At 60.6% G+C, this 23,730-nt stretch carries 22 protein-coding genes; 14 read left to right on the forward strand and 8 right to left on the reverse strand.

The annotated features are described in order from the left end of the window. The first annotated feature begins 166 nt into the window (after positions 1-166). The 10 genes from alaS to FH08_RS0122955 all read left to right on the forward strand — a co-directional run bounded on the left by alaS (position 167) and on the right by FH08_RS0122955 (position 10,287). A complete protein-coding gene (gene alaS, locus FH08_RS0122910; protein WP_031360593.1) occupies positions 167-2,791 on the forward strand; it encodes an alanine--tRNA ligase in 2,625 nt (874 codons plus the stop codon). Between the two features lie 268 nt (positions 2,792-3,059). Then, complete coding sequence (locus FH08_RS0122915; protein ID WP_031360594.1) at positions 3,060-3,296, forward strand: hypothetical protein; 237 nt, start codon at positions 3,060-3,062, stop codon at positions 3,294-3,296. A 130-nt stretch (positions 3,297-3,426) separates the two neighbouring features. Beyond that, positions 3,427-4,461, forward strand: coding sequence for a threonine aldolase family protein (locus FH08_RS0122920; RefSeq protein ID WP_031360595.1), 1,035 nt, complete (start codon positions 3,427-3,429; stop codon positions 4,459-4,461). 36 nt (positions 4,462-4,497) lie between these two features. Then, positions 4,498-5,028 (forward strand): NUDIX domain-containing protein, encoded by a 531-nt coding sequence (locus FH08_RS0122925; protein WP_031360596.1) that lies wholly within the window; start codon positions 4,498-4,500, stop codon positions 5,026-5,028. A gap of 108 nt (positions 5,029-5,136) precedes the next feature. Next, positions 5,137-6,291, forward strand: a complete 1,155-nt coding sequence (locus tag FH08_RS0122930; protein ID WP_031360597.1) for an iron-containing alcohol dehydrogenase — start codon at positions 5,137-5,139, stop codon at positions 6,289-6,291. Positions 6,292-6,294: 3 nt separating this feature from the next. Continuing rightward, positions 6,295-6,732, forward strand: a complete 438-nt coding sequence (locus FH08_RS0122935; RefSeq protein WP_031360598.1) for an acyl-CoA thioesterase — start codon at positions 6,295-6,297, stop codon at positions 6,730-6,732. Positions 6,733-6,811: 79 nt separating this feature from the next. Next, a complete protein-coding gene (locus FH08_RS0122940; protein WP_051888463.1) occupies positions 6,812-7,696 on the forward strand; it encodes a branched-chain amino acid ABC transporter permease in 885 nt (294 codons plus the stop codon). Beyond that, on the forward strand, positions 7,689-8,849 hold the full coding sequence (locus FH08_RS0122945; RefSeq protein WP_081889551.1) for a branched-chain amino acid ABC transporter permease: 1,161 nt from the start codon (positions 7,689-7,691) through the stop codon (positions 8,847-8,849). The genes FH08_RS0122940 and FH08_RS0122945 overlap by 8 nt, the downstream gene beginning before the upstream one ends. Next, positions 8,846-9,586, forward strand: a complete 741-nt coding sequence (locus FH08_RS0122950) for an ABC transporter ATP-binding protein (protein WP_031360601.1) — start codon at positions 8,846-8,848, stop codon at positions 9,584-9,586. The genes FH08_RS0122945 and FH08_RS0122950 overlap by 4 nt, the downstream gene beginning before the upstream one ends. Next, positions 9,583-10,287 carry an ABC transporter ATP-binding protein gene (locus FH08_RS0122955; protein WP_031360602.1) on the forward strand — a complete coding sequence of 235 codons (705 nt, stop codon included), beginning with the start codon at positions 9,583-9,585 and terminating at the stop codon, positions 10,285-10,287. Before FH08_RS0122950 ends, FH08_RS0122955 begins: the two co-directional genes overlap by 4 nt. Before the next feature lies 1 nt (position 10,288). On the opposite strand, the gene iolB is transcribed toward FH08_RS0122955, so the two are convergent. The 7 genes from iolB to FH08_RS0122990 all read right to left on the reverse strand — a co-directional run bounded on the left by iolB (position 10,289) and on the right by FH08_RS0122990 (position 19,193). Continuing rightward, on the reverse strand, positions 10,289-11,098 hold the full coding sequence (gene iolB / locus FH08_RS0122960; RefSeq protein ID WP_031360603.1) for a 5-deoxy-glucuronate isomerase: 810 nt from the start codon (positions 11,096-11,098) through the stop codon (positions 10,289-10,291). Continuing rightward, positions 11,095-12,000 carry a myo-inosose-2 dehydratase gene (gene iolE / locus FH08_RS0122965; protein WP_031360604.1) on the reverse strand — a complete coding sequence of 302 codons (906 nt, stop codon included), beginning with the start codon at positions 11,998-12,000 and terminating at the stop codon, positions 11,095-11,097. The genes iolB and iolE overlap by 4 nt, the downstream gene beginning before the upstream one ends. 3 nt (positions 12,001-12,003) lie before the next feature. Further along, positions 12,004-13,866 (reverse strand): 3D-(3,5/4)-trihydroxycyclohexane-1,2-dione acylhydrolase (decyclizing), encoded by a 1,863-nt coding sequence (iolD, locus tag FH08_RS0122970; RefSeq protein WP_235210470.1) that lies wholly within the window; start codon positions 13,864-13,866, stop codon positions 12,004-12,006. Further along, the gene (locus tag FH08_RS0122975) at positions 13,863-15,857 is read right to left on the reverse strand and encodes a bifunctional 5-dehydro-2-deoxygluconokinase/5-dehydro-2-deoxyphosphogluconate aldolase (RefSeq protein WP_031360606.1); all 1,995 of its coding nucleotides are present in this window, start codon (positions 15,855-15,857) and stop codon (positions 13,863-13,865) included. Before FH08_RS0122975 ends, iolD begins: the two co-directional genes overlap by 4 nt. A gap of 62 nt (positions 15,858-15,919) precedes the next feature. Continuing rightward, positions 15,920-16,738, reverse strand: a complete 819-nt coding sequence (locus FH08_RS0122980) for an ATP-binding cassette domain-containing protein (RefSeq protein WP_031360607.1) — start codon at positions 16,736-16,738, stop codon at positions 15,920-15,922. A 31-nt stretch (positions 16,739-16,769) separates the two neighbouring features. Beyond that, positions 16,770-17,951, reverse strand: coding sequence for an ABC transporter permease (locus FH08_RS0122985; protein WP_031360608.1), 1,182 nt, complete (start codon positions 17,949-17,951; stop codon positions 16,770-16,772). A gap of 189 nt (positions 17,952-18,140) precedes the next feature. Further along, positions 18,141-19,193: a sugar ABC transporter substrate-binding protein gene (locus FH08_RS0122990; RefSeq protein WP_031360609.1), complete on the reverse strand. Its 1,053-nt coding sequence runs from the start codon at positions 19,191-19,193 to the stop codon at positions 18,141-18,143. Between the two features lie 221 nt (positions 19,194-19,414). Between FH08_RS0122990 and FH08_RS0122995 the strand changes: the two genes are divergently transcribed. The 4 genes from FH08_RS0122995 to FH08_RS0123010 all read left to right on the forward strand — a co-directional run bounded on the left by FH08_RS0122995 (position 19,415) and on the right by FH08_RS0123010 (position 22,608). Next, on the forward strand, positions 19,415-20,311 hold the full coding sequence (locus FH08_RS0122995) for a MurR/RpiR family transcriptional regulator (protein WP_031360610.1): 897 nt from the start codon (positions 19,415-19,417) through the stop codon (positions 20,309-20,311). After that, a complete protein-coding gene (gene iolG / locus FH08_RS0123000) occupies positions 20,301-21,299 on the forward strand; it encodes an inositol 2-dehydrogenase (protein WP_031360611.1) in 999 nt (332 codons plus the stop codon). The genes FH08_RS0122995 and iolG overlap by 11 nt, the downstream gene beginning before the upstream one ends. After that, positions 21,296-22,315 carry a Gfo/Idh/MocA family oxidoreductase gene (locus FH08_RS0123005; protein ID WP_031360612.1) on the forward strand — a complete coding sequence of 340 codons (1,020 nt, stop codon included), beginning with the start codon at positions 21,296-21,298 and terminating at the stop codon, positions 22,313-22,315. Before iolG ends, FH08_RS0123005 begins: the two co-directional genes overlap by 4 nt. A gap of 65 nt (positions 22,316-22,380) precedes the next feature. Continuing rightward, on the forward strand, positions 22,381-22,608 hold the full coding sequence (locus tag FH08_RS0123010; RefSeq protein ID WP_031360613.1) for a sulfurtransferase TusA family protein: 228 nt from the start codon (positions 22,381-22,383) through the stop codon (positions 22,606-22,608). An 86-nt stretch (positions 22,609-22,694) separates the two neighbouring features. Here the strand turns inward: FH08_RS0123010 and galU are convergent, their stop codons facing one another. Further along, positions 22,695-23,576 (reverse strand): UTP--glucose-1-phosphate uridylyltransferase GalU, encoded by an 882-nt coding sequence (gene galU, locus FH08_RS0123015; protein ID WP_031360614.1) that lies wholly within the window; start codon positions 23,574-23,576, stop codon positions 22,695-22,697. Positions 23,577-23,730: the final 154 nt, after the last annotated feature.

Consider the following 23,730-nt stretch of genomic DNA (forward strand, 5'->3'; position numbering starts at 1 on the left):
TTTCAAGGCGAAGACCGCATTATATGTATGGGTTCCTCTCGGGGGCCCGGGGGTGGTGATTAGATACAGCCGTATAATCGACAATCCCATTTTGGCACCCGGCCCTCGCGCGCAGCGACGAAAGTCAGAAGCGCCGCCGCCGTACAAAACAGCAGACCCGCACGCCATGAAAGCCGCCGACATCCGCGAGAAATTCCTCAAGTTCTTTGAATCGAAGGGCCACACGATCGTGCGCTCGTCCAGCCTCGTGCCGGGCAACGATCCCACGCTGCTCTTCGTGAACTCCGGCATGGTCCAGTTCAAGGACGTCTTCCTTGGCACTGAGAGCCGGCCGTATTCGCGCGCCACGACCTCGCAGCGCAGCGTCCGCGCAGGCGGCAAACATAATGACCTCGAGAACGTCGGCTACACAGCCCGCCACCATACGTTCTTCGAAATGCTGGGCAACTTTTCGTTCGGCGACTATTTCAAGCGCGACGCGATCCACTATTGCTGGGAACTGCTGACCAAGGTCTACGGCCTGCCCGCCGACAAACTCACGGTCACGGTCTACCAGGAAGACGACGAAGCGTTCGCCATCTGGGAAAACGAAATCGGCGTGCCGAAAGAACGGATCATCCGCATCGGCGACAACAAGGGCGCACGCTACGCATCGGATAACTTCTGGACCATGGGCGACACCGGCCCGTGCGGCCCGTGCTCGGAAGTGTTCTACGACCACGGCCCGGAAATCTGGGGCGGCCCGCCGGGATCCCCGGAAGAGGACGGTGACCGCTTCATCGAGATCTGGAATCTCGTGTTCATGCAGTTCAATCGCGACGTCCAGGGCAACATGACGAAGCTGCCCAAGCAGAGCGTCGATACCGGCATGGGCCTCGAACGCCTCGCCGCCGTGCTCCAGCATGTGCACAGCAACTATGAGATCGACCTGTTCCAGACGCTGATCAAGGCCGCCGCTCGTGAAACAAACACGCCGGACCTCACCAACAACTCGCTGAAGGTGATCGCGGACCATATTCGCGCGTGCTCGTTCCTGATCGTCGACGGCGTGATTCCCGGCAACGAAGGCCGCGGTTATGTGCTGCGGCGGATCGTGCGCCGCGCCATCCGCCACGGCTACAAACTCGGCCGCAAGGGTGCGTTTTTCCATAAGCTCGTTGCAGATCTGGTCGAGGAAATGGGCACGGCCTACCCGGAACTCAAGGACGCGCAAACCCGCGTGACGGACATTCTGCGGCAGGAAGAAGAACGTTTCTTCGAGACGATCGAACACGGCATGTCGATGCTCGAAACCGAACTCGCCACGCTCGACGCCAAGGGCTCGAAGCAACTGGACGGCGAACTCGCGTTCAAACTCCACGACACGTTCGGCTTCCCGCTGGACCTGACCGCCGATGTTTGCCGCGAGCGCGGCATCACGGTCGACGAAGCCGCCTTCGACGAAGCCATGGCACGTCAGCGCGAACAAGCGCGCTCGGCAGGCAAGTTCAAGTCGGCGCAAGGCCTGGATTACGCGGGCGCCAAAACCACGTTCCACGGCTACGAAAACGAAATCTTCGACGACGCTAAAGTGGTCGCGCTTTACGTTGACGGTGCATCGGTGAAAGAGGCACAGGTCGGCCAGCAGGCCGTCGTCGTGCTTGATCACACGCCGTTCTACGCCGAATCGGGCGGTCAGGCAGGCGATCAGGGCGTGCTGGCGAACGCCGCGGTGCGCTTTGCAGTCGCCGATACCCTCAAGGTCCAGTCCGACGTCGTTGGACATCATGGCACGGTCGAACAGGGCACGCTGAAAGTGGGCGAGGTGGTGAAGGCGGAAATCGATACGGTTCGCCGTGTTCGCACCGCCCGCAATCACTCGGCCACGCACTTGATGCACAAGGCGCTGCGCGAAGTGCTCGGCAGCCACGTGCAGCAAAAGGGTTCACTCGTCGATCCGGACAAGACGCGCTTTGACTTCGCGCACAACGCGCCCATGACCGACGAGCAAATTCGTCGCGTGGAAGAAATCGTCAATTCCGAAGTGCTGGCCAACGCGCCGGGCATCGTTCGCGTCTTGCCGTATGACGAAGCCGTCAAGGGCGGCGCGATGGCGCTGTTCGGCGAGAAATACGGCGATGAAGTGCGCGTGCTCGACCTCGGTTTCTCGCGCGAACTTTGCGGCGGCACGCACGTGCATCGCACCGGCGATATCGGCTTGTTCAAGATCGTGATGGAAGGCGGGGTGGCGGCAGGGATTCGCCGCGTGGAAGCGATCACCGGCGACAACGCCGTGCGCTTCGTGCAGGAACTCGATGCGCGGATCAACGCGGCATCGGCAGTGCTGAAGGCGCAACCGTCCGAACTCACGCAGCGCATCACGCAGGTTCAGGAACACGTGAAGGCGCTGGAAAAGGAACTCGGCGCGCTGAAATCGAAGCTCGCGTCCAGCCAGGGCGACGAACTCGTGTCGCAGGCGGTTGAGATCGGTGGCATCCATGTGCTGGCGGCGCAGTTGCCGGGCGCGGACAGCAAGACGCTGCGCGAAACCGTCGATAAATTGAAGGACAAGCTGAAGAACGCAGCCATTGTTCTGGCAGCGGTCGATGGCGGCAAGGTCAGCCTGATTGCGGGCGTGACGGCGGAAGCATCGAAGAAGGTGAAAGCCGGTGACCTGGTGAACTTCGTCGCGCAGCAAGTCGGCGGCAAGGGCGGTGGACGGCCGGATATGGCGCAAGCTGGCGGTACCGAGCCGGAGAACCTGGCTGCGGCGCTGGCAGGCGTGAATGACTGGGTGAAGGGGAAGCTCTAAGCGTTCAGTTGCGTTTCGGCGCGTTAAGGCTGCGTCTAGCCGATATGCGCTTCAAAGTTTTGAAAAAGCCCGTTCTCAAGTTGCGACAGAGAACGGGCTTTTTTTCGTCCACGAGAAACGTGGTTGCGCCACGCCCTTGAACGGCGGATGCCGCCGCAAGCATCCATCCATGAAAACCGCAAGCAAAACGACAGGTACGGGACTTGCCATTCAGTAGTCAGCGCAGGCACGAAGCCATGCGCGTCGACTTCAAAAAAGGATCTGTCTCATGAATCGAAAACTCGTCACACTCGTCGCCGCTTCCTCGATCTTCTTCGCCACGGGTACCGTCTATGCCAAAGGATGTCTGGAAGGCGCGGCGGTAGGCGGCGTGGCGGGGCACGTTGCAGGCAAGCACGGAGCGGTGGGCGCAGCCGGCGGTTGCGCAATCGGTCATCACGAAGCAAACAAGAAGGACAAGAAGGCACAGCAAGCAGCTGGATCTGATCAACCCGCTGCCAAGTAAAAACGCAAAGCGGTCAGGGAGCAGGCGGCAAACAGGTACGGCCACGGCAGTTATTAACGTCTCCGCGTGATGACGCACGAAACGTTAAAATGACGGCCACACTTACCATCGCCCTGGCCACCCTGACCGCATGCAACATTTTGCCTCCGACAACTACGCCGGCATCTGCCCCGAAGCGCTCACCGCGCTGATCGAAGCCAACAACCGCGGCCACGAGCCGGCCTACGGCGACGATTCCTGGACCCAGGGCGTGTGCGACCGCATCCGCGACCTGTTTCAGACCGACTGCGAAGTCTTCTTCGTCTTCAATGGCACGGCGGCCAATTCGCTGGCGCTCGCGTCGCTCTGTCAGTCGTATCACTCAGTGATTTGCCACGAACTCGCGCACATCGAAACCGATGAATGCGGCGGCCCCGAATTTTTCTCAGGCGGTTCGAAGTTGCTGACGGCGCCAGGTATCGACGGAAAGCTTACGCCGGATGCCATCGAAGCCATCGTCACGCGTCGCGCTGACATTCACTATCCGAAGCCCAAGGTCGTCACGCTGACGCAGTCCACTGAAGTGGGCACCGTCTACAGCGTGGAGGAAATCCGCGCTATCGCGGCGATCGCGAAACGCCGCCATCTGAAGGTGCACATGGACGGCGCGCGGTTCGCAAACGCGGTCGCTTCTCTGAATGTGCATCCGTCGGAGATCACGTGGCGCGCGGGCGTCGACGTGCTGTGTTTCGGCGGCACGAAGAACGGCCTTCCGGTCGGCGAGGCGGTGATTTTCTTCGATAAGGCGCTGGCCGTCGACTTTGCGTATCGGCTGAAACAGGCTGGGCAACTGGCGTCGAAGATGCGGTTTATCTCGGCGCCCTGGCTTGGCTTGCTCAATAACGATGTCTGGCTGCGCAACGCGCGTCATGCAAACGCCATGGCGCAATTGATGGCAGAGCGGCTGGAAGGCATACAAGGCGTCAAGGTAATGTTTAAACCGCAGGGGAATGCGGTGTTCGCCGAGCTGCCGCCGGCCGTTTCACAAGCGCTGCGCAACAAGGGCTGGAAGTTTTATCAGTTCATCGGCTCGGGCGGCTGCCGGCTGATGTGTGCGTGGGACACGCTGCCGGAAACGGTGGAGCAGTTTGCCGCCGAGGTCCACGCGCTTTGCTCGGCCCACTGACTCATCTGACCTTTTTGGATCCTCTGACCTCAGACCATGATCGAATACCATTTCTGTCCTCGCGATGCCAACAAGCTGGTCGAACGTGCCGATGTAAGCCATGAAGGCGGTCGCGTGCGACTCGCGTGTCCGGACCCGGAATGCGGCTTCGTGCACTGGAATAATCCGCTGCCGGTGGTCGCGGCGATCGTGGAGTACGAGGGCAAGATTTTGCTCGCGCGCAATGCCGCGTGGGTCGAAGGCATGTTCGCGCTGATCACGGGTTTTCTCGAGAACGGTGAGACGCCAGAGGAAGGCATCGCGCGGGAAGTGCTCGAAGAAACGTCGCTGGTCGCGCAGTCGGTGGAACTGGTCGGTGTGTACGAATTCATCCGCAAGAACGAACTGATCATTGCGTATCACGTGAAGGCGAACGGGACCATCAACCTGTCGCCGGAATTGCTTGAGTATCGTCTGGTCGAGCCCGCGAAGCTCAGGCCCTGGCGCGCGGGAACCGGCCACGCCGTGGCTGAATGGATGCGCCGGCGAGGTCTGGCCGTGGAGTATGTGGACCGCCCGGGGCAGTAGCAGGGCAGTAAGCGCTCAAACATGGCGTCCGCGCGGATTGACGGACTCCCGCCGGACTCCTAACATACCTGACGCTTCACTTAACTGCGTCAACCGCGGACACACGCCATGGCCTTCATCTTCTACGTCACCCACATCCACCTCGGTTACGACGCGCTCGCTATGCTCGACAGCGAATGCACGCGCGTCGGCATCAAGCGGCCGCTGATCATCACGGACAAAGGCGTCCTGGCCGCGGGGCTGGTGTCGCAAACCGTCCAGGCGCTGGACCTGGATGCGGGCGCTGTTCCCATCTTCGATGACACTCCGTCGAACCCGACCGAAGCGATGGTGATGAAAGCCGCCGCGCTGTACAAAAGCGAAGGCTGCGATGGCCTGATCGCCGTGGGCGGTGGTTCGTCAATCGATCTGGCGAAGGGCGTCGCGATCATGGCGACCCATCCGGGGACGCTGACGGAATACGCGACCATAGAAGGCGGCAGCAACAAGATCACCGCTGAGGCTGCACCGCTGATTGCTGTTCCGACCACGTCGGGCACCGGCAGCGAAGTGGCGCGCGGGGCGATCATCATTCTCGACGATGGCCGCAAGCTCGGCTTTCACTCGTGGCACTTGCTGCCAAAGTCGGCTGTCTGCGATCCGTCGCTGACGCTCGGCTTGCCACCCATGCTCACCGCCGCTACGGGCATGGACGCGATCGCGCATTGCATCGAAACGTTTCTCGCCCCGGCGTTCAATCCTCCTGCAGACGGTATTGCGCTGGATGGGTTGGAGCGCGCGTGGGCATCGATTGAGCGGGCGACACACGATGGCCAGGATCGCGATGCACGCCTGAACATGATGAGCGCGTCCATGCAGGGCGCCATGGCGTTCCAGAAGGGTCTGGGTTGCGTGCATTCGCTGTCGCATCCGCTGGGTGGCTTGGTCGTGAACGGGCGCACCGGGCTGCATCACGGAACGCTGAATGCGGTTGTTCTGCCGGCCGTGCTGCGCTTCAACGAAAGCGCGCCGAGCGTAGTGGCGGACAAGCGTTTTGCACGCATGCGCCGCGTGATGAATCTCGCCGCCGATGCCGACATCGCCCAAGCCGTCCACGACATGACCGAGCGTCTCAGCCTGCCGACGCGCCTGTCGCAAATGGGCGTCGAGCAAGACATGTTCGACAAGGTGATCAAGGGCGCGCTTGCTGATCATTGCCACAAGACCAATCCGCGCGAGGCGAGTGCGGATGATTATCGGCGGATGCTGCAGGAGTCGTTCTGATTCATGAGCCGCCCTGTCCCAACGAAGCGCGCGGATTATCCGCATTTCCTGTCGATCGATACGCGCTGGTCCGATAACGATCTCTACGGCCACGTGAACAACGTGGTGTACTACAGCTACTTCGATACTGTGGTGAACGAGTATCTGATCCGGCATGGCGCGCTTGATCTGCAAGCCGGTAAGACGATCGGGCTCGTGGTCGAAACGCATTGCAGCTACTTCGCTTCGCTGGTGTTTCCTGAACGTATCCATGCCGGTCTGCGCGTGGCCCGGCTCGGCACCACGAGCGTGCATTATGAAGTGGGCATCTTCAGCGCCGAGTCGGAGCAACCCGCGGCGCAGGGGCATTTTGTGCACGTCTATGTCGATCGCGATACGCGCCGTCCGGTGCCGCTGCCGGAAGCGCTGCTTGCGGCGCTCAAGCCGCTCGTGAACGGTTAGTTCGCACAACGTGACTTCGTTCGTTCAGTGGTTCGCGATCAACCTTCTGAATGGAGTGAGCGTCGGGTTGCTGCTGTTCATGCTGTCGGCAGGATTGACGCTGATCTTCAGCATGATGGGCGTCCTCAACTTCGCGCATGCGAGCTTTTATATGCTCGGCGCGTATGCGGGTTATGCGCTGGCGGCGCATGGGGGCTTCTGGTTTGCGCTGGTCGTTTCACCTTTGCTCGTTGGCGCGCTCGGCGGCTTGTTCGAGCGCTTTTTATTGCGCCGGATTGAGACGCGCGGTGCGCTCGCCGAACTGCTGCTCACGTTCGGCGCGGCTTATCTGATCGCTGAAGTCGTGAAGCTTGTCTGGGGTCTTGCGCCCATTAACGCCGTTGTTCCTCCCGCTCTCGATGGCCCGTTGTTCACGCTATACGGCGCCGCATTCCCGCGTTATCGCGCGTTCATGATGGGTGTGTCGCTGGCTATGTTGCTGGCCTTGTATGCGGCGCTGCGGGTCTCGCGGATAGGGCTCGTGTTGAGGGCCGCGCTCACCCACGCGGCGACTGTCGAGACGCTTGGGCACAACGTGCCGCGTGTCTTCACGATGGTGTTCGCGACCGGCACCGCGCTCGCTGCGCTCGCCGGTGTGATTGGTGCGCCGCTGTTCGTGATCGAGCCTTCGATGGCCGAGAACATCGGGCCTATCGTGTTTGTTGTCGTGGTCGTGGGTGGGCTGGGGTCGGTGGGCGGCGCGCTGGTCGCGTCTCTTTTGATTGGCTGTGTGCAGACGTTTGCCGTCGGAACTACGTTGTCGCTGGGTGGTATTGCCCGGTTTACCGGCGCTGTGTTGCCGCCTGCGTGGGCGTCGTTGAGCGTCGCGCAGATCGCGCCCGTGCTGCCGTATGTCCTGCTTGTCGCGATGCTCGCGCTGCGTCCACGTGGGCTATTCGGGCAGCGTGGCGACGACGATGTCTAACGTACCTCTCTCTTTGCGTCAGGCGCTTCCGTGGCTGCTTCTTGTGGCCGGTCTTGCGTTACCACCTATGTTCAGCTCACAAAGCTGGCTGCTCGCCTACCTCGCGCAAACCGCGACCATGATCGTGTTCGCGCTCTCGTTCAATCTGCTGCTCGGCGAGACGGGTTTGCTGTCTTTTGGGCACGCCGTATATGCCGGTCTCGGCGCGTTCGCTGCCGCGCACATCTTCAATCGATACTCCGTGCCGCTGCCCTTATTGCCATTGGTCGGTGGTCTTGCTGCGGGGCTCGTGGGAGCCGGATTCGGCTTCTTCTCAACGCGTCGCGCCGGCACGACCTTCGCAATGATCACGCTCGGTATCGGCGAACTGGTTGCAGCGGTTGTGTCGCTCGTGCCCGGAAGGTTCGGCGGAGAAGGCGGTATTTCCATCGACCGTGCGAGTGGTGCGCTATTCGCAGGCTTCAGTTTCGGTCCGGCGATTCAAGCCTATGCGTTGATCGCAACGTGGTGCCTGATCGCGTGCGGCGCGATGTTCGTTTTCACGCGCACGCCGTTTGCACGCATTGCCAATGCGGTACGCGATAACCCCACGCGCGCGGCTTCCATTGGTTTCGATCCGCGCCATGTCAGATACATCATGGTCGTCGCAGCCGCGTTTTTTGCCGGCATCGCGGGGACGCTGGGGTTAATCAATGTGGAGCTGGCGTCCTCGGAAAGCGTGGGGTTGGCGCGTTCGGGAAGCGTGTTGATCGCGGTGGTTATCGGCGGGACGTCCGGGTTCTTTGGACCTGTTGTCGGCGCCATTGTGCTGACGTTTTTCAGCGTGGCGGTGGCTAGCGTCTCGGTCGCGTGGGTAGCGTATCTCGGACTGTTCTTCGTGTGGGTAGTGGTGGCAGCGCCCGATGGGTTCGCTAAGTTCGTCGTTTCGCGCTGGCGTGATGGCTTTGTCTTGTGCGGCGTTTTAGCGTGGTTGCTGACCGTTGTAGTCGTCACCGAGATGGTCTACACACTTCAGTTCGATCCCCATAACGATGGCCTCGCGCACATCCTTGGCTTTGCCTTCGACGGCAGGCATGTTGGCCCTTGGCTGATAGCGATTGCTAGTGCAGCCGTGGCGACGTTGCTCACGTATCGCGCGAGGAATCGGCCGTGAACGTTGCGCTCGAACTCGCCCACATCACCAAACGTTTTGATGCAACGGAGATCCTGCACGGCGTCGATCTGAGCATTCGCCAAGGCGAACGACATGCATTGATCGGGCCGAATGGCGCGGGTAAATCGACGTTGTTCGATTTGATTTCGGGGCGTGTGAAAGCAACGAGCGGTGTTATCAAGTTGAAGGGCGTCGACGTCACGGGCGTGCCGGCTCATCGGCTTGGCCGTGTTGGACTAGCAAGAAGTTTTCAGTCGACGAGCTTATTCACCGGTCTCACCGTGTTCGACAATATCCGCTGCGCCGTGCTTGGATCGCGCAGTGCATTGTTCAGGGATCGATGGGTGAGATCGGCATCAATTGATCGGGACGTGGAATGCGTGCTCGACTCGACGGGTTTATCGACGCGTCGTGACGAGCTGGCCGCGAGCTTGAGCTACGCGGAACAACGCGCGCTCGATCTCGGCATCGCGCTTTCCACAGGCGCCGATGTTCTCTTGCTCGATGAACCCACCGCCGGCATGAATCGCGCGGAAGCCGCGCGTGCACTTGCGTTGATTCGCGAGACAACGCAAAGCAAGACGTTGTTGATCGTGGAGCACGATATGGAAGCAGTGTTCGCGCTCGCCGATCGCATTTCAGTGCTTGTGCAAGGCCGCATTATCGCGACGGGGACGCCCGCTGACATTGCTGCGGACCCAGCGGTTCGCTCAGCCTATCTCGGCGAAACACCATGACGACCGTGCTTGAAATCGATCACCTCAACGCATGGTATGGCGCGAGTCATGTGCTGCACGGAGTGAGTTTGCGTATCGGCGAAGGCGAGATCGTAACCTTGGCAGGGCGTAACGGTTCGGGACGTTCGACGCTCGCAAAAGCGCTGATCGGACTGGTGCATGCGCAAGGAGTAGCAAACTTTCGCGGGGTATCGATGCTGGGGAAACGCCCTTATTCAATCGCACGGATGGGCGTGGGCTACGTGCCCGAACAACGCGATGTCTTCCCGACGCTCAGCGTGAGAGAAAACCTGCAGCTCGGCATGAAGCGGGGCGGATCGCGTTTCACCATCAACGACGCGGAGCAACTTTTCCCCGTGTTGCAGGAACGTACGGCCGTGAAGGCGGGGATGTTGTCAGGAGGCGAGCAGCAAATGTTGGCGCTTGCCCGGACCTTGATGGGCGATCCGTCGTTCGTGATTATCGATGAACCGACGGAAGGACTTGCGCCACAGATCGTGGCGCAAGTCTCTTCATGCTTCAAGACCTTGCGGGATCGAGGTGTGGCGATTCTATTGATCGAACAACGCATGAGCATTGCGTGTGACCTGGCAACGCGCGTCGCTGTGATGGGTCATGGCAGGATCGTCTTCGATGACACGCCCGCCGCACTTGCTGCGAACGAGCGTGTGATCAACGAATGGCTTTCTATCGGCAATTAAGTCACGAAGCCTTGCTATCCCTCTCCACGATCCATTCGTGCTTCGGATCGTTCTTGAAGTGCCAGGTGCGTTTGTCGCCGGCCATCACGTTCAGGTAGTAGTTGTCGTAGCCATACGGCACCACAACGGGGTGATAACCACGCGGCACCATGACGACGTCGTGATCTTCAACGGCCATGGTTTCATCGAGATCGCGCTCATCGGTATACACGCGCTGGAACGCAAATCCTTGCGGCGGGTTCAGCCGATGATAATAAGTCTCTTCAAGCGAACTCTCCACCGGCACATTGTCCTTGTCGTGCTTGTGCGGAGGGTAGCTCGACGCATGGCCACCGGGCGTCTTCACTTCGACCACAAGCAAGCCTTCCGCAGGCTCGGTTTGCGGAAGAATATCGCAGACGTAGCGCGTATTTGCGCCTTTGCCGCGGGTCGAGCGTTTCATCTGTGACGGTTCGATCAATCGCGGCGGGTACTTGCCCGTAGCGGGTGCACTCGCCACGCCGACTTCGGCATCGCGATCGGCGCGAATGGTCGCGGCGAGCTTGGGCGGCAGATAAACCGCGTAGGGCGAAGTGTCCTCGAACACGCTGTCGCGCGTGCCGAGTTTCTCCCATTTATTGTCACCGGCTTCTATGCTCACCGTCCCCGACAACACGACGATACACACTTCACGCTGCGCTTCATGCACATGCACGATGTCGCCGGTTTCCAGCCGATAAGCAGCAAAGCCAACGTGTTTCCATAAAGCAGTTTCGGGCGTGACACGCGCGATGGTCTGGCCTTCGCGCGATGCTTTGACGAGCAGGCTCATGCTGCCTCCTGAAGGTTTTGATCGACGAGCGAGCGCAGCGTCTTGTAGCCTTTCTCCGCATACGCATAGCTGGTGGCAATGACTGGATCCTGCTCCGCCTCGACCACCAGCCAGCCCCGATATCCATGCTGCTTCAATCGGGCGATGATCGATGGAAAGTCCACCGTGCCATCGCCGGGAACGGTGAACGCGCCGTTGATCACCGCTTCCAGGAAGCTCCAGTTCCGGTTCCGCGCAAGCTTGATGATCTCCGGGCGCACATCCTTGCAATGCACATGGCACACGCGAGCGATATGCTTGTTGAGAACCGTCAGCGGATCGCCGCCGGCAAACGTGATATGACCGGCATCGAAGAGCAGGCCCACGGCTTCATTCGTGAGGCTCATCAGGCGATCGACATCGGCGGGTGTCTCCACATAGGCGCCCATGTGATGGTGATAAGCGACCCGCACGCCGCGCGAGAGCGTGTATTCGGCGAAGGTGTTCAGGCGCTTTGCGTATTCGTTCCAGCGATCATCGGAGAAGAAGCGCGGTCGTTGATACAACGGCTGGGGCGCCCCTTGAATAGAGTTTGAGACCTCGCCATAGACCATGACCGTCGCACCGTTCTTCGCAAGCAGGTCGAGATGCGGACCGACAGCCGCGATCTCGTCCTCCGCGCTGCGTTCGGCGAGCCGTCCTGAATACCAGCCCGAGACGAGCGCGAGGTCATAGCCGGCGAGCAGCGTTTTCAACGCTTCCGGCTCGCGCGGGAATTTGTTGCCGAGTTCAAACCCTTGATAACCGATCTGCTTGCCTTCCGTCAGCGCCGTGCTCAGCGGCGTCTCACCGCCAAGCGAGGGCAGGTCGTCGTTCATCCATGACAGCGGATTGATGCCGATCCGTACATCGAACGTGCTCATCGCTTATTCCTTCGTGCGCTTCGAACGCGCCGTGATTTCATGTTCATAGTTTGCGCGCGCCGAGCGTACCGCTTCACGCGATGACACTTCCGGCACCGCGACTTCCCACCACCAGCCGCCTTCTTCAGTGGGCCGTGCCGGATCGGTGTCGATGCTGATCAGATACGAGCGTGTGGAGGCCCGTGCGCGCTGCATGGCGGCTTCCAGTTCATCGATATTCGCCACATGCTCGGCGCTCGCGCCGAGCGAGCGCGCGTGCATCGCGAAGTCGATATCGGGCGCGCCTTCGGGGCCGTGGCGGCAATCGTCGATCAGGTTGTTGAACGGCGCGCCGCCGCATGCCTGCTGCAGGCGGTTGATGCAAGCGTATCCGCGGTTGTCGAGCAGCACAACGATCAGTTTGGCCCCAAGCATGACGGACGTCGCCAGCTCGCTGTTCATCATCAGATAGCTGCCATCGCCGACGATCACAATCACTTCGCTTGCCGGCCGCGCGAGTTTCGCACCGAGACCGCCGGCGATTTCATAGCCCATGCACGAGTAGCCGTATTCGACGTGATAACCGCCCGGCGTGCTCGTGCGCCAGAGTTTCTGCAAGTCGGCGGGCAGCGTTCCTGCGGCGCATACAACCACGTCATGGGCGGCCGATTGCGCGCTCGAACGCTGCACTGCGCCGATGACATCGGCTTCGCGCGGCAGAGTGTTGTCGTCCTGGGGCGCGTTGATGACCTGATCGACAGTAGCGCGCCAGCTATCCGCGAGTTCATGTGCGCGTGCGGTCCACGGCGGCGATGCGCGCCAGTCTCCGAGCACATCGCTCAACGCACTGAGGGCGAGACGTGCATCGGCTTCTACCGATAAAGCACCTTGTTTCAGGGCATCGAATGCATTTGCATTAATGCCAACCAGCTTGGCCTGCGTGAACAGCGTGTTCGATCCGGTCGTGAAATCCTGCAGCCTTGTACCGACCGCGAGCACGCAATCCGCATCGTGCGCGAGTTGGTTGGCCGCGTCCGATCCAGTCACGCCGATGCCGCCAAGATTCAGCGGATGGTCCCACGCAAGCGCGCTTTTGCCAGCTTGCGTTTCGGCAACGGGGATGCCGTGGCGCTCGGCAAATGAACGCAACGCATCGGTTGCCAGGCCGTAGAGAACGCCGCCGCCCGACACGAGCAAGGGCTTCTTAGCGGCGCGTATTGCCGCGGCGGCTTGCTCGATCTCTTCATCGATGGGCGAGGGCGTATGGAACGGCACAACACGCGGTTCGAAGAACGACGCGGGGTAGTCGTAGGCCATTGCCTGTACGTCTTGAGGCAACGCGAGCGTCACCGGTCCACACAATGCGGCGTCGGTCAGCACTCTCATGGCGCGCGGCAACGCGCTTAGCAATTGCGCCGGATGCACGATGCGGTCGAAGTAACGCGAGACGGGTTTCAATGCATCGTTCGCGGAAATGCCGCCATCGGCGAAATCTTCTACCTGCTGCAAGACCGGATCGGGCGCGCGTGACACGAACACATCCCCGGGCAGCAACAAAACCGGCAAGCGGTTCACGTGCGCGAGCGCGGCGGCTGTCACCAGGTTGGTCGCACCCGGACCAATGGACGTGGTCACCGCCATCATGCGGCGTCGAAAGTGTGCTTTTGCATACGCAATCGCCGCGTGCGCCATCGCCTGTTCGTTATGCGCGCGATAGGTCGGTAGCGTCTCGCGATGCGCGTATAACGCCTCGCCAATGCCGGCCACGTTGCCATGCCCGAAGATCGCGAAGACGCCGCCGAACAGCGGCTCGCCATCCGGGGTTTGCTGCGCGGCGAGATAGCGGACCAGCGCTTGCGCGGTGGTTAAACGAAGCGTGCTGTTCATGCTGCCTGCTCCTGCGTATGTGCTTGCGTGGCGTTCTTTGTCCGCGCCTCGCGCCATGCATCGATCAGCGTTTCGAAGGTCCGTCGAACCCGCGCGATAAGTTCTGCGTCGTCGATGGAACCCGCCAGCCACGCTTGACTCGGCTCGTGAAAGATCGTCCTGCCAACGGTGAATCCGCGACACGTCTTCGACAACGCAGCCGCCTTGAAGCCCTCGGTCAGTTGATCGACAGCGGCGGACAAGCCCAGCAGCACTACACCCCGGCACGCCGGATCACGCTCGGCGATCAGTGCATCAACCGCTTGCCACTGCGTCGCGCTCATGGGTTCGAGCTTCCACCACTCGGGATAGATGCCAAGGTTATAGAGGCGTTTCAACGATCGCAACACGGTATCGTCCTCGATCGGCGGACCGTTCTTCGGCACGATGACTTCAAGCAATAGTTCGTGCCCGCTGGCCTGAACCGCGTCGTATAGCGTGCGAATCTGGGCTTCCTGTTCGAGGCGAAGATCGTGCGGATGGTCGGGATGGTAGTGAACCAGGCACTTAGCGACATGCTCGCGCGGCCACTCGATCAGCGTCGTGCCAATCGAACGGCCGTGATCGAAGACGAGCGGCATCGAGCCGGGCAATTCCACCGGGCGACCAATCCACCAACCGCGTCCGGTCGCTGCGTTCAACGCGTCCTGACCGTAGCGGTCATCGATCAGCACACCGATGCGCCCTTCAAGGCCGCGTTCTTTTTCCGTCTGCGCCACGGCGTGCACGAACAAGGCTTTGAGGTCGGCTATGCGCGATTCATCCGCACCGGTTTGCTGCGCCAGATCGAAGAACTGGTTGCGGTGATCGAAGGCAAAACCGAGCACTTCGTCCCACGTTTTACGAGCCGGTGTGACGCGATGCAAGCGCGCGAGCGTAGCGTCCCGATCAGGCCTGCGCATGCGGACCGGGTCGGCGTGCGCGGCATCGAGGAAATAGCTGAGCTCGGCGGGCGTTGGCATGGCGGGCGCGCAGCCATGACGCGATACAACCAGCCCACCGCATGCATTCGCCGTGCGCGCGCAGACTTCCAGCGATTCGTCTCGTAACCATCCAGCGAGGAAGCCGGACGCGAAGGCATCGCCCGCGCCGAGCACGTTCAGCACTTCAACTTCAACGCCGCGATAAACCGGCGCATCGTCGATGGAAACCGGCACCTCGCCATCGATGATCGAGCAGCCCATCGGCCCGCGCTTGACCACCAGCATGGCGTCCGTCACGGCGCGCACGGCCGCGAGCGCATCAATCATATTGTCCTTGCCGCCGGCAATTCGAAACTCTTCTTCCGTGCCGATCACCAGATCCATCAGCGGCAAGATGCTTTGCAGATGCGCAGTCACGCCTTCGTTAGCAATGAAGCGCGTCTGGCCATCAGCCTTGCCGGTAAGACCCCAAAGCACCGGCCGATAATCGATATCGAGCACCGTGCGGACCTGGTTGCGGCGCGCGTAATCGAGCGCGCGGCGGCTTGTGCGGTTGACCTGGTCAGTGGAGAAGTGCGTGCCCGTGATCAGCAACGCTTTCGATGAAGCGATGAACGCCTCGTCGAAGTCGTTTTCATCGACGGCCATGTCCGCGCAGTCATCGCGATAGAACACGAGCGGGAACGTATCGCGGTCTTCCAAGCCGAGCAGCACTAACCCGGTGAGCCGGTCATGGTCGATACGCACGTGGCTCGTGTCGCAGCCCTCGCGCTCCAGCGTCTCGGTGAGGAAGCGACCCATGTGGTCGTTGCCGACGCGCGAGAGCATCGCGGATTTGAGGCCGAGCCGCGCGCACCCGAACGCAATATTCGCCGACGATCCGCCGAGATATTTTGCGAAGCTCGACACGTCTTCGAGCCGTGCGCCGACCTGCTGCGCGTAGAGATCGACCGCGAGCCGCCCGAGGCACACGATGTCGCGGGTTCGCCCGGTTGCGAAGCGCGATCCGGTTGATGATTGCAATGCCATGTTCGATCCTGTTCTGTAGATGACGAAAACTGCAGCGGCCGAGCGTGCTCGTTAGGCCTGCTTCAAGCCGGTTCGCCTTCGAGTTCGTTCATCATTTGCTGCATTTCGGCGCCGCCCGCCATCATGTCCAGTACTTCGTTCTTGGTGATCGTGTCTTTGGTGTAAGTGCCCATCGATTTGCCGCGATTGAGCAGCGTGAACGAATCGCCGATGGGATACGCGTGATGGACGTTGTGCGTGATGAAGATCACGGAGATGCCTTTCGCACGCGCCGTATGAATCAACTTCAGCACGTTGAAGCTCTGTTTCACGCCGAGCGCTGCGGTGGGTTCATCGAGGATCAGCACGCGCGCGCCGAAGTGTATCGCCCGCGCGATGGCGAGACATTGCTTCTCGCCACCGGACATGGTGCCAATGGGCTGATGCGCATCGCGCACGTTGATGCCCATTTCGGCGAGCCGCGCCCGCGATGTTTCCGCGGCGAGATCCAGGTCCATCACGTTGATCAAGCCAAAGCGTTTTTTCTGCGGCTCGCGTCCCATGAAAAAGTTGCGCGCCACCGACAGCAGCGGCACCAGCGCGAGATCCTGATAGACCGTTGCAATACCGAGATCGAGCGCTTCTTTCGGCGAGCCGAAGCGAACCGGTTTGCCATCGACGAGATACTCGCCGGAGGAGGGCGTATGAACACCGGCGAGCGTCTTGATCAGGGTCGATTTTCCGGCGCCGTTGTCGCCGAGCAGGCAGTGCACTTCGCCGCGTCTCAGGCGCAGCGTGACGCCGTTCAGTGCGATCACCTTGCCGAAAAACTTGCTGACGTTTTCCAGTGCGAGGATGGTGTCATCGGGCGCGGGCGGTGCGCTCTGGATGGGTTCGGACATGGTTTGTTCTCCTTGACCTTATTGAGCCTGCTTATTGAGCTTGAGAAACGCGGCGGCGCACGTAGTGATTGAACAGCACGGCGATCAGCAGCATCATGCCGAGGAACACGCGGAACCAGTCAGAGGGCACGCTGGTGTAGCCAATGCCGATCTGGACCACGCCGAAGATGAGCGCGCCGAAACACGCGCCGACTACCGAGCCGTAGCCGCCCGTCAGCAACGTCCCGCCAATCACCGCGGCGATGATCGCCTCGAATTCCTTTTCAAGCCCGCGGTCTGCTGCCGCCGAACCGATGTCGCACACTTGCAGCACTGCAAACAGGCACGCACAGAACGCAGTCAAAACAAACAGCGAGATCTTCACGCGCCGCACCGGCACGCCAACATTCTTGGCTGCCACCGCGTCGCCGCCGGCTGCGAAAATCCAGTTACCGAAACGGGTCTTTGCCAGGACGAACGCGCCAATGGCCGCAAGCACCACCCACCAGAGGAGCACCTTCGGAATGCCGGGAACGAGCGGCTGACCGTTGTCGAGCATCTTCAGGATTCCTATGTGCCCCAGCCACACGAATAAATCGCGCAGGGCGACGCCATGGAAAAGGGTATTGGCGAGCCAGTCTTTCGATGCGATGTCGCCTACGCCGGAAACGATCGTCCGGTCGGCGAACATGATCGACAGCGCAAGCGTCAGGCCACGCAAAATAAACAGGAAGGCCAGTGTGACGATGAACGACGGCAGCCGCGTGCGCATGACGAGATAACCGTTGAGCGCGCCGAGCAGCATTGAACCGGCGAAGGCGAACAGGATCGCCAGCGAGATCGGCCAGTGAAAATAGACCGTGGGAATGGCGACCATCATTCCGGAGAAACCGATCATGGAACCGATCGACAGGTCGAACTCGCCGGCAATCATCAGCAGGCAGGCGCCGACGGCCAGGATGCCCAGGTAAGCGGACACCTGCGACCAGTTCATGATTCCGTCGAGATTGAACATGCCCGAGCCGCCGGCGGCGATCCCGAATACAACAAAGACCAGCACAGCGCCGGAGATCGCTGCGAACTCCGGACGATTCAGGATGTGCCCAAAACGGGACTCGCGTCGGACGCGCTCGTCGGCGGAAGGCGCTACGGCGGAGGTGGATGAACTCGAGGTCACGGCGCCGTCGGACGGCTCGTGATGTCCCGAGAGGGTAGGTTTTCCGGCTACGCCCATGATGTCTCCTTCGTCTTTCATTCGCGATACGGCGTGGGTTCACGGGGCGAACATGCTGATGCGCGAGCGATACAGGTGAATGGTGCGGATGACGTGCTGAGTGCTTGCAAGTCCTGCGAGTGCTTCGAAGATGGCGGCGCGGCGCTTAAGTTGTCGCTTACGTCATGCTTGGCCGCGCCGCCATTGAGATTACCGGTACTGACCTGCGTACTTGAGTACCTTGTCGACATTGTCCTTGGTGATGAACCCCGGACCTGAGCCGATATTGCGCGGCCCGTAAGACGGTGCGAGCCCGTAGGTGTCAAGCCGTGCCTTGAACTTCGGATTTGCTTCGAGCGCCTGGCGGATCTTGACCGGATCGGTAGTGTGATCCTTCTTCACGATAGCCAGCACCGCGACCGCGATATAACCCTGCAAGTACGGTTGCTGGTCGATGGCAAACTTGATCGTGCCGTCCTGGATCGCCTTCGCGATGTCGGTGTCGAAGTCGAACGTTGCGAACCAGATCTTGCCGGCGAGGCCCATCGTCTGCACTGCCTTGATGGTCGGATCAGCCGACAGCGGGCCAAGTGCGAGCACCGCTTGAGTGTCCGGGTGATTGCGCAAATACGCGCTTACCTTCGATTGAACGGTCGTCGGATCCTGGCCGGCGTCCACCGTGGACGCCTTGAAGTCGACGCCAATGGCTTCGGCAAAACCGCGGCAGCGTTCAAACGATGCCGGATTTGTTGCGTAGTGGTTCACGCACAGGAACGACTTGATGCCCGCCGCCTTCGCCTTCTCGCCCGCTGCCTTACCGGCCGTGTATTCGGGCTGTCCGACGTGCATGATCGCGCCGAGCTGCGCGCTTTGCTCTTCAGTGCCGGAGTTGATCGTGACGAGCGGAATGTGCTTCGCCGTGACCTTGGAGATCGCGCCCTTCAGCACATCGAAGTCGGCAATGGTGACGATCACACCATCAACGTTACGAGCCGCAGTTTGCTCGATCAGGCGCGCCATATCGGCAATATCGCCGTTCGGCGGGTTGCGGTAATCCGTCTGGACATTGAAGTCCTCATCCGCCTGCTTGATGGCGTTCTTGATCGTGTTCCACCACGAGTCCGAATCCGGCGCGTGGCTGATCAGGACGAAATGGGCGTCGGGTGCAGCGTGCGCTGCCTGACTGCTCAGTGCTGCTGCGCCGCACAACGCAGCGGCAGCCGCGAACGCGCGCAGGGCGCCTCGACGATTGCAAAGTCTCATTGTCTCCACCTATCTCGGTTGTTGTTCTGAACGAGCATCCGGTATTTTGCGTACGGCGCTTTGACCGCTCGACACCCCGTGCTCAGGACCAAGATTAGGACAAGTTTCGTCACTCTGCAATAGGAAGTTTAACTATGAGAAGTTTGGAAAATTAATTCCATTTGTTCGCTCAGATATCTATAATCGGTTGCATCGAGTACAGAACACACTACGAGCGCGGCATGCAGGAAGACACGCAAGACCCTCAAGAGACGGCCGAGATCCAGACAGTCGATGAACTGATGCAGCGGATCACCGAGGCATACGATGCGTTGCCGCGCCAGCTAAAAAGCGTGGCTACATACATCGAGCAGCATCGCAGCAATGTGATGATGGATCGCACCGGCGACATCGCCAGCGCGTGCGGCGTGCATCCCTCGGCTGTCGTGCGCTTCGCGCAGCGCTTCGGCTTTTCCGGCTTCTCCGACCTCCAGGCAATTTTCAAGCAGGCCTATACGGGCCAGAACGGTTCCGCGCAGAGTTATCAGCAGCGCATCCGCAAATTGATCGATGAAAAGCCGGGCAAGTTGTCGGGCGGCTCGGTGGCGCGAGAATTCATCGCGGCGAGCCGGAGCGGGCTGGAGGAACTCGAGGACGGTCTCGACGACGTCCAGTTCGAAGCCGCGGTAAAGATGCTGGAACACGCCGAGAACATCTATGTGGTCGGCGTGCGGCGCTCGTTTCCCGTGGCGAGTTATATCGTCTACGCGCTGCAGCACACGGCCAAACGCGTGCATCTGGTGTCGGGTTTCGGCGGCATGTATCGCGAGCAGATCCGCAGCGTGAAGAAGGGCGACGTGGTGGTCGCGATCAGCTTCGCGCCGTACGGCAAGGAGACGCAGTATTGCGTGCGCGCGGCGCAGCACCACGGCGCCAAGACATTAGTAATTACCGATGGTCAGCTTTCGCCGCTCGCGCGTCACGCGAGTGCGCATTTGTTCGTGAAGGAAGGCAGCGCGTTTGCGTTCCGTTCGCTCACGAGCACGATCTGCCTGTGCCAGGCGCTCTTTATCGCGCTTGCGTACCGGCTTGAACTGAACGTAGAAGAATCAAGGGAGACAGGCGGCTATGACGATTGATGTGGCGGTGTTCGGAGCAGGGCGGATCGGCAAGATCCACGCGGCAAACCTGGCGAAGCAGCCGGGTGTGCGCCTCAAGTACGTGGTAGACGTGAATAAGGAAGCCGCCGCCGCATTGGCCGCGCTTCACGGCGCGCAAGTGGCCGACGTGGAAGGCGCACTCGGCGATGCATCGGTTGGCGCGACCGTCGTGTGTTCGAGCACGGACACGCATGCCGAGCTGATCCTGAAATCGGCGGCGCAGAAGAAGCATGTGTTCTGCGAAAAGCCGGTGGATCTCACGCTCGAACGCGCACGCGCTTGCGCCGTTGCCGTCGCGAAGGCCGGCGTGGTCTGCATGATCGGCTTTCAGCGCCGCTTCGATCCGACCTTTGCGGCATTGAAGGCGCGCGTGGAGGCGGGTGAGATCGGTGATCCGGAAATGCTGGTGATAACGAGCCGCGATCCGGGCGCGCCGCCGGTGGAATACATCAAGCATTCGGGCGGTATTTTCAAGGACATGCTGATCCATGACTTCGATATCTTCCGCTGGATGCTCGACGACGAAGCCGACACGCTGCACGCAACCGGCAGTTGCCTGAGCGACCCGGCGATTGCGGAGGCGGGTGATATCGATTCGACGGCTGTCACGATCCGCACCAAACGCGGCCGCTTGTGCCAGATCAACACGGCGCGGCGCGCGGCGTACGGATACGACCAGCGCTTCGAACTGCTCGGTAGCCTTGGCATGCTGCAAGCCGGCAATGTGCGCCCGACCGAAGTCACGGCGTATTCGAAGACGGCTGTATCGAACGATGTGCCGGAAGCGTTTTTCCTGGAACGTTACCGCGCGGCGTACGCGCTGGAAATCGCCCATTTCTTCGATGCCGTGCAGGAAGGCAAGCCGGTTCGCACGACGGTCGCGGACGGCCTGAAGGCGTTGGAACTCGCTGAGGCGGCTACGCGGTCGTGGCGTGAAGGAGCGATCATTAAGCTGGGGGCGGCATGAAAGCGGCCTTGCGGATTGGGATTGTCGGATTGGGGCGGCTGGGTCAGCGCCACGCGCGTAACCTCGCTTGGCACGTACCGGGCGCTACGCTCGCAGCGGCGTGCAGTCCGGTCGCGGCGGAACGCGAATGGGCAGGCGCCAATCTGCCTGAACTCGCGCTCTACAGCGACTACGAAACCATGCTGAAAGACGCATCGATCGACGCCGTCTGGCTCGTCACGCCGACTTCGCTGCACCCTGACCAGATCATCGCGGCGTTGCGGGCGGGCAAGCACGTGTTCTGCGAAAAACCGTTGTCGCTGGACTTGGCGCAGTGTGATCGCGTGATTGAAGAAAGCGCGCGCTTTCCGCATCTCCAGGTGATGATCGGCTTCGTGCGCCGTTTCGACGCCAGTTATCGCGACGCCTTCAACAAGATCAGCGAAGGCGGGATCGGCCGGCCGTTCATGGTCCGTTCGCAGACCGTCGACAAGAACGATCCCGATGGTTTTTTCGTCCGTTTCGCGCCGACATCAGGCGGTTTGTTCCTCGATTGCAGCGTCCACGACATCGATCTCGCGCGCTGGATGCTGGGTAACCCGCGCGTCACGCGTGTATTCGCCAGCGGCACGATTGCGATTCACGAAGGGTTGGCCGAATGCGGCGATATCGATAACGGTGTCGCCATCTGCGAATTCGAAGGCGGCCGGATAGCGATGTTCCAGGCATCGCGGACGAGCGCCCACGGTCACGACACGCAGACGGAAGTGATCGGGACGGGTGGGGCTTTATCGGTGGGACACAATCCGCGGGCGAATCGGGTAGAAATCTACGATGCCGGCGGCGTTCGCAACGAATGCGTGCCGACCTTCTTCGAGCGCTTCGAGCAAGCGTTCCTGAACGAAGCGGAGGTGTTTGTGGCCTCGTTGACCGGCGGCCCTGCAACGGGCCTGACACTTGAAGACGCACGTGAGGCGACGCGCATCGGCATTGCGATGCGGGAGTCTCTGGCTAAAGGCCAGGCGGTGAATCTTTAAGCACTGGGGTAAAATCGAACTCTCTTAAGCGGGATCACTAGCGGGTTCGAACAAGGCTCAATTCGATGGAAGTGCACAAGGAAGTCGATGCGCGCGGGCTCATGTGCCCGCTGCCCATCTTGCGGGCAAAGAAGGCGCTGTCCGATATGCAGAGCGGTCAGATATTGAAGGTGCTGGCAACCGATCCGGGTTCGCAACGCGACTTTGCTGCGTTTTCGAAGCAGACGGGCAATGAGCTGGTGGAATCGACATCGCACGACAAGGTGTTCACTTTCCTCATGCGACGCCGCTGATCGTCTGAACGTCTGAACGTCAATAAAAAATGCCCATGATTTTAGTCATGGGCATTTTTTTAAGGCTCAAGCCTCAACAACAACGCTCAGCCGAGCAGATGCGGCGAACGCGTGTTCAGGTATTCCTGAAAGTCCTTTGCCACTTCCGGATGGCGCAGCGCGAATTCCACGGTTGCTTTCAAATAGCCGAGCTTGCTGCCGCAATCGAAACGCGTGCCGTGATATTTGTACGCGAGCACTTGTTCATCGGCGAGCAACGACTGGATTGCATCCGTCAATTGCAGCTCACCGCCAGCGCCCGGCTTCAATGCACGGATGTGATCGAAGACGCGCGGTTTCAGCACATACCGCCCGACCACGCCCAGATTCGACGGCGCGACTTCAGGTTCCGGCTTTTCCACAATGCCTGACAGCTTGAAGATATTGTCTTCCCACTCTTTCCCGTCGATCACGCCGTATGACTTGGAATCCTGAGCCGGGATCTCCTCCACGCCGATCACCGAGCTGTGATAGTGATCGAATACTTCGATCATCTGCGTCATCACCGGCGGCGTGCCGTACAACAAGTCATCCGCGAGAATCACGGCGAACGGGTTGTCGCCCACCAGCTTTTCCGCGCACAGCACGGCGTGGCCCAAACCGAGCGCTTCAGCCTGGCGCACATAGAAACAATCCACGTGGCTGGGTTTGATGCTGCGCACGAGATCGAGCAGCTTTTGCTTACCGCGGGCTTCCAGTTCGGCTTCGATCTCATACGATTTGTCGAAGTGATCCTCGATTGCGCGCTTGCTGCGGCCCGTCACGAAAATCATCTCCGTGATGCCGGCCGCCATGGCCTCTTCCACCGCGTACTGGATTAGCGGTTTGTCGACGACGGGCAGCATTTCCTTCGGGCTGGCCTTGGTCGCGGGGAGGAATCGGGTACCGAGACCCGCAACCGGGAAAACCGCTTTCGTAACTTTTAGCATTTGATGACCCTGATCCTCTTATCGTGTTTAAACGTCAAGCCTGAAACGGTCGGCATGGAAGCAGATGCCATGATGCAGGTTGATGCGTTGATAAAAAAGTGCGGCGAGATTAATTCTTCAAGCATAAATACGCACTTTGCTATAAGGCGGAACA

Origin of the sequence: Caballeronia sordidicola, from assembly GCF_000729995.1 — a bacterium.
In the GTDB taxonomy this organism is placed as follows: Bacteria; Pseudomonadota; Gammaproteobacteria; order Burkholderiales; family Burkholderiaceae; genus Caballeronia; species Caballeronia sordidicola_A.

Excerpts from the sequence above, each read along its gene's own strand:
- FH08_RS0122925 (WP_031360596.1), top strand. The coding sequence starts at position 4,498 with ATGATCGAATACCATTTCTGTCCTCGCGATGCCAACAAGCTGGTCGAA.
- iolB (WP_031360603.1), bottom strand. The coding sequence starts at position 11,098 with ATGAGCCTGCTCGTCAAAGCATCGCGCGAAGGCCAGACCATCGCGCGT.
- FH08_RS0122995 (WP_031360610.1), top strand. The coding sequence starts at position 19,415 with ATGCAGGAAGACACGCAAGACCCTCAAGAGACGGCCGAGATCCAGACA.
- iolE (WP_031360604.1), bottom strand. The coding sequence starts at position 12,000 with ATGAGCACGTTCGATGTACGGATCGGCATCAATCCGCTGTCATGGATG.
- FH08_RS0122975 (WP_031360606.1), bottom strand. The coding sequence starts at position 15,857 with ATGGCATTGCAATCATCAACCGGATCGCGCTTCGCAACCGGGCGAACC.
- FH08_RS0123005 (WP_031360612.1), top strand. The coding sequence starts at position 21,296 with ATGAAAGCGGCCTTGCGGATTGGGATTGTCGGATTGGGGCGGCTGGGT.
- FH08_RS0122940 (WP_051888463.1), top strand. The coding sequence starts at position 6,812 with ATGCTGTCGGCAGGATTGACGCTGATCTTCAGCATGATGGGCGTCCTC.
- FH08_RS0122930 (WP_031360597.1), top strand. The coding sequence starts at position 5,137 with ATGGCCTTCATCTTCTACGTCACCCACATCCACCTCGGTTACGACGCG.
- FH08_RS0122990 (WP_031360609.1), bottom strand. The coding sequence starts at position 19,193 with ATGAGACTTTGCAATCGTCGAGGCGCCCTGCGCGCGTTCGCGGCTGCC.
- iolD (WP_235210470.1), bottom strand. The coding sequence starts at position 13,866 with ATGAACAGCACGCTTCGTTTAACCACCGCGCAAGCGCTGGTCCGCTAT.
- iolG (WP_031360611.1), top strand. The coding sequence starts at position 20,301 with ATGACGATTGATGTGGCGGTGTTCGGAGCAGGGCGGATCGGCAAGATC.
- FH08_RS0122980 (WP_031360607.1), bottom strand. The coding sequence starts at position 16,738 with ATGTCCGAACCCATCCAGAGCGCACCGCCCGCGCCCGATGACACCATC.
- FH08_RS0122955 (WP_031360602.1), top strand. The coding sequence starts at position 9,583 with ATGACGACCGTGCTTGAAATCGATCACCTCAACGCATGGTATGGCGCG.
- FH08_RS0122915 (WP_031360594.1), top strand. The coding sequence starts at position 3,060 with ATGAATCGAAAACTCGTCACACTCGTCGCCGCTTCCTCGATCTTCTTC.
- FH08_RS0122945 (WP_081889551.1), top strand. The coding sequence starts at position 7,689 with ATGTCTAACGTACCTCTCTCTTTGCGTCAGGCGCTTCCGTGGCTGCTT.
- galU (WP_031360614.1), bottom strand. The coding sequence starts at position 23,576 with ATGCTAAAAGTTACGAAAGCGGTTTTCCCGGTTGCGGGTCTCGGTACC.
- FH08_RS0122935 (WP_031360598.1), top strand. The coding sequence starts at position 6,295 with ATGAGCCGCCCTGTCCCAACGAAGCGCGCGGATTATCCGCATTTCCTG.
- FH08_RS0122985 (WP_031360608.1), bottom strand. The coding sequence starts at position 17,951 with ATGGGCGTAGCCGGAAAACCTACCCTCTCGGGACATCACGAGCCGTCC.
- FH08_RS0123010 (WP_031360613.1), top strand. The coding sequence starts at position 22,381 with ATGGAAGTGCACAAGGAAGTCGATGCGCGCGGGCTCATGTGCCCGCTG.
- FH08_RS0122920 (WP_031360595.1), top strand. The coding sequence starts at position 3,427 with ATGCAACATTTTGCCTCCGACAACTACGCCGGCATCTGCCCCGAAGCG.
- alaS (WP_031360593.1), top strand. The coding sequence starts at position 167 with ATGAAAGCCGCCGACATCCGCGAGAAATTCCTCAAGTTCTTTGAATCG.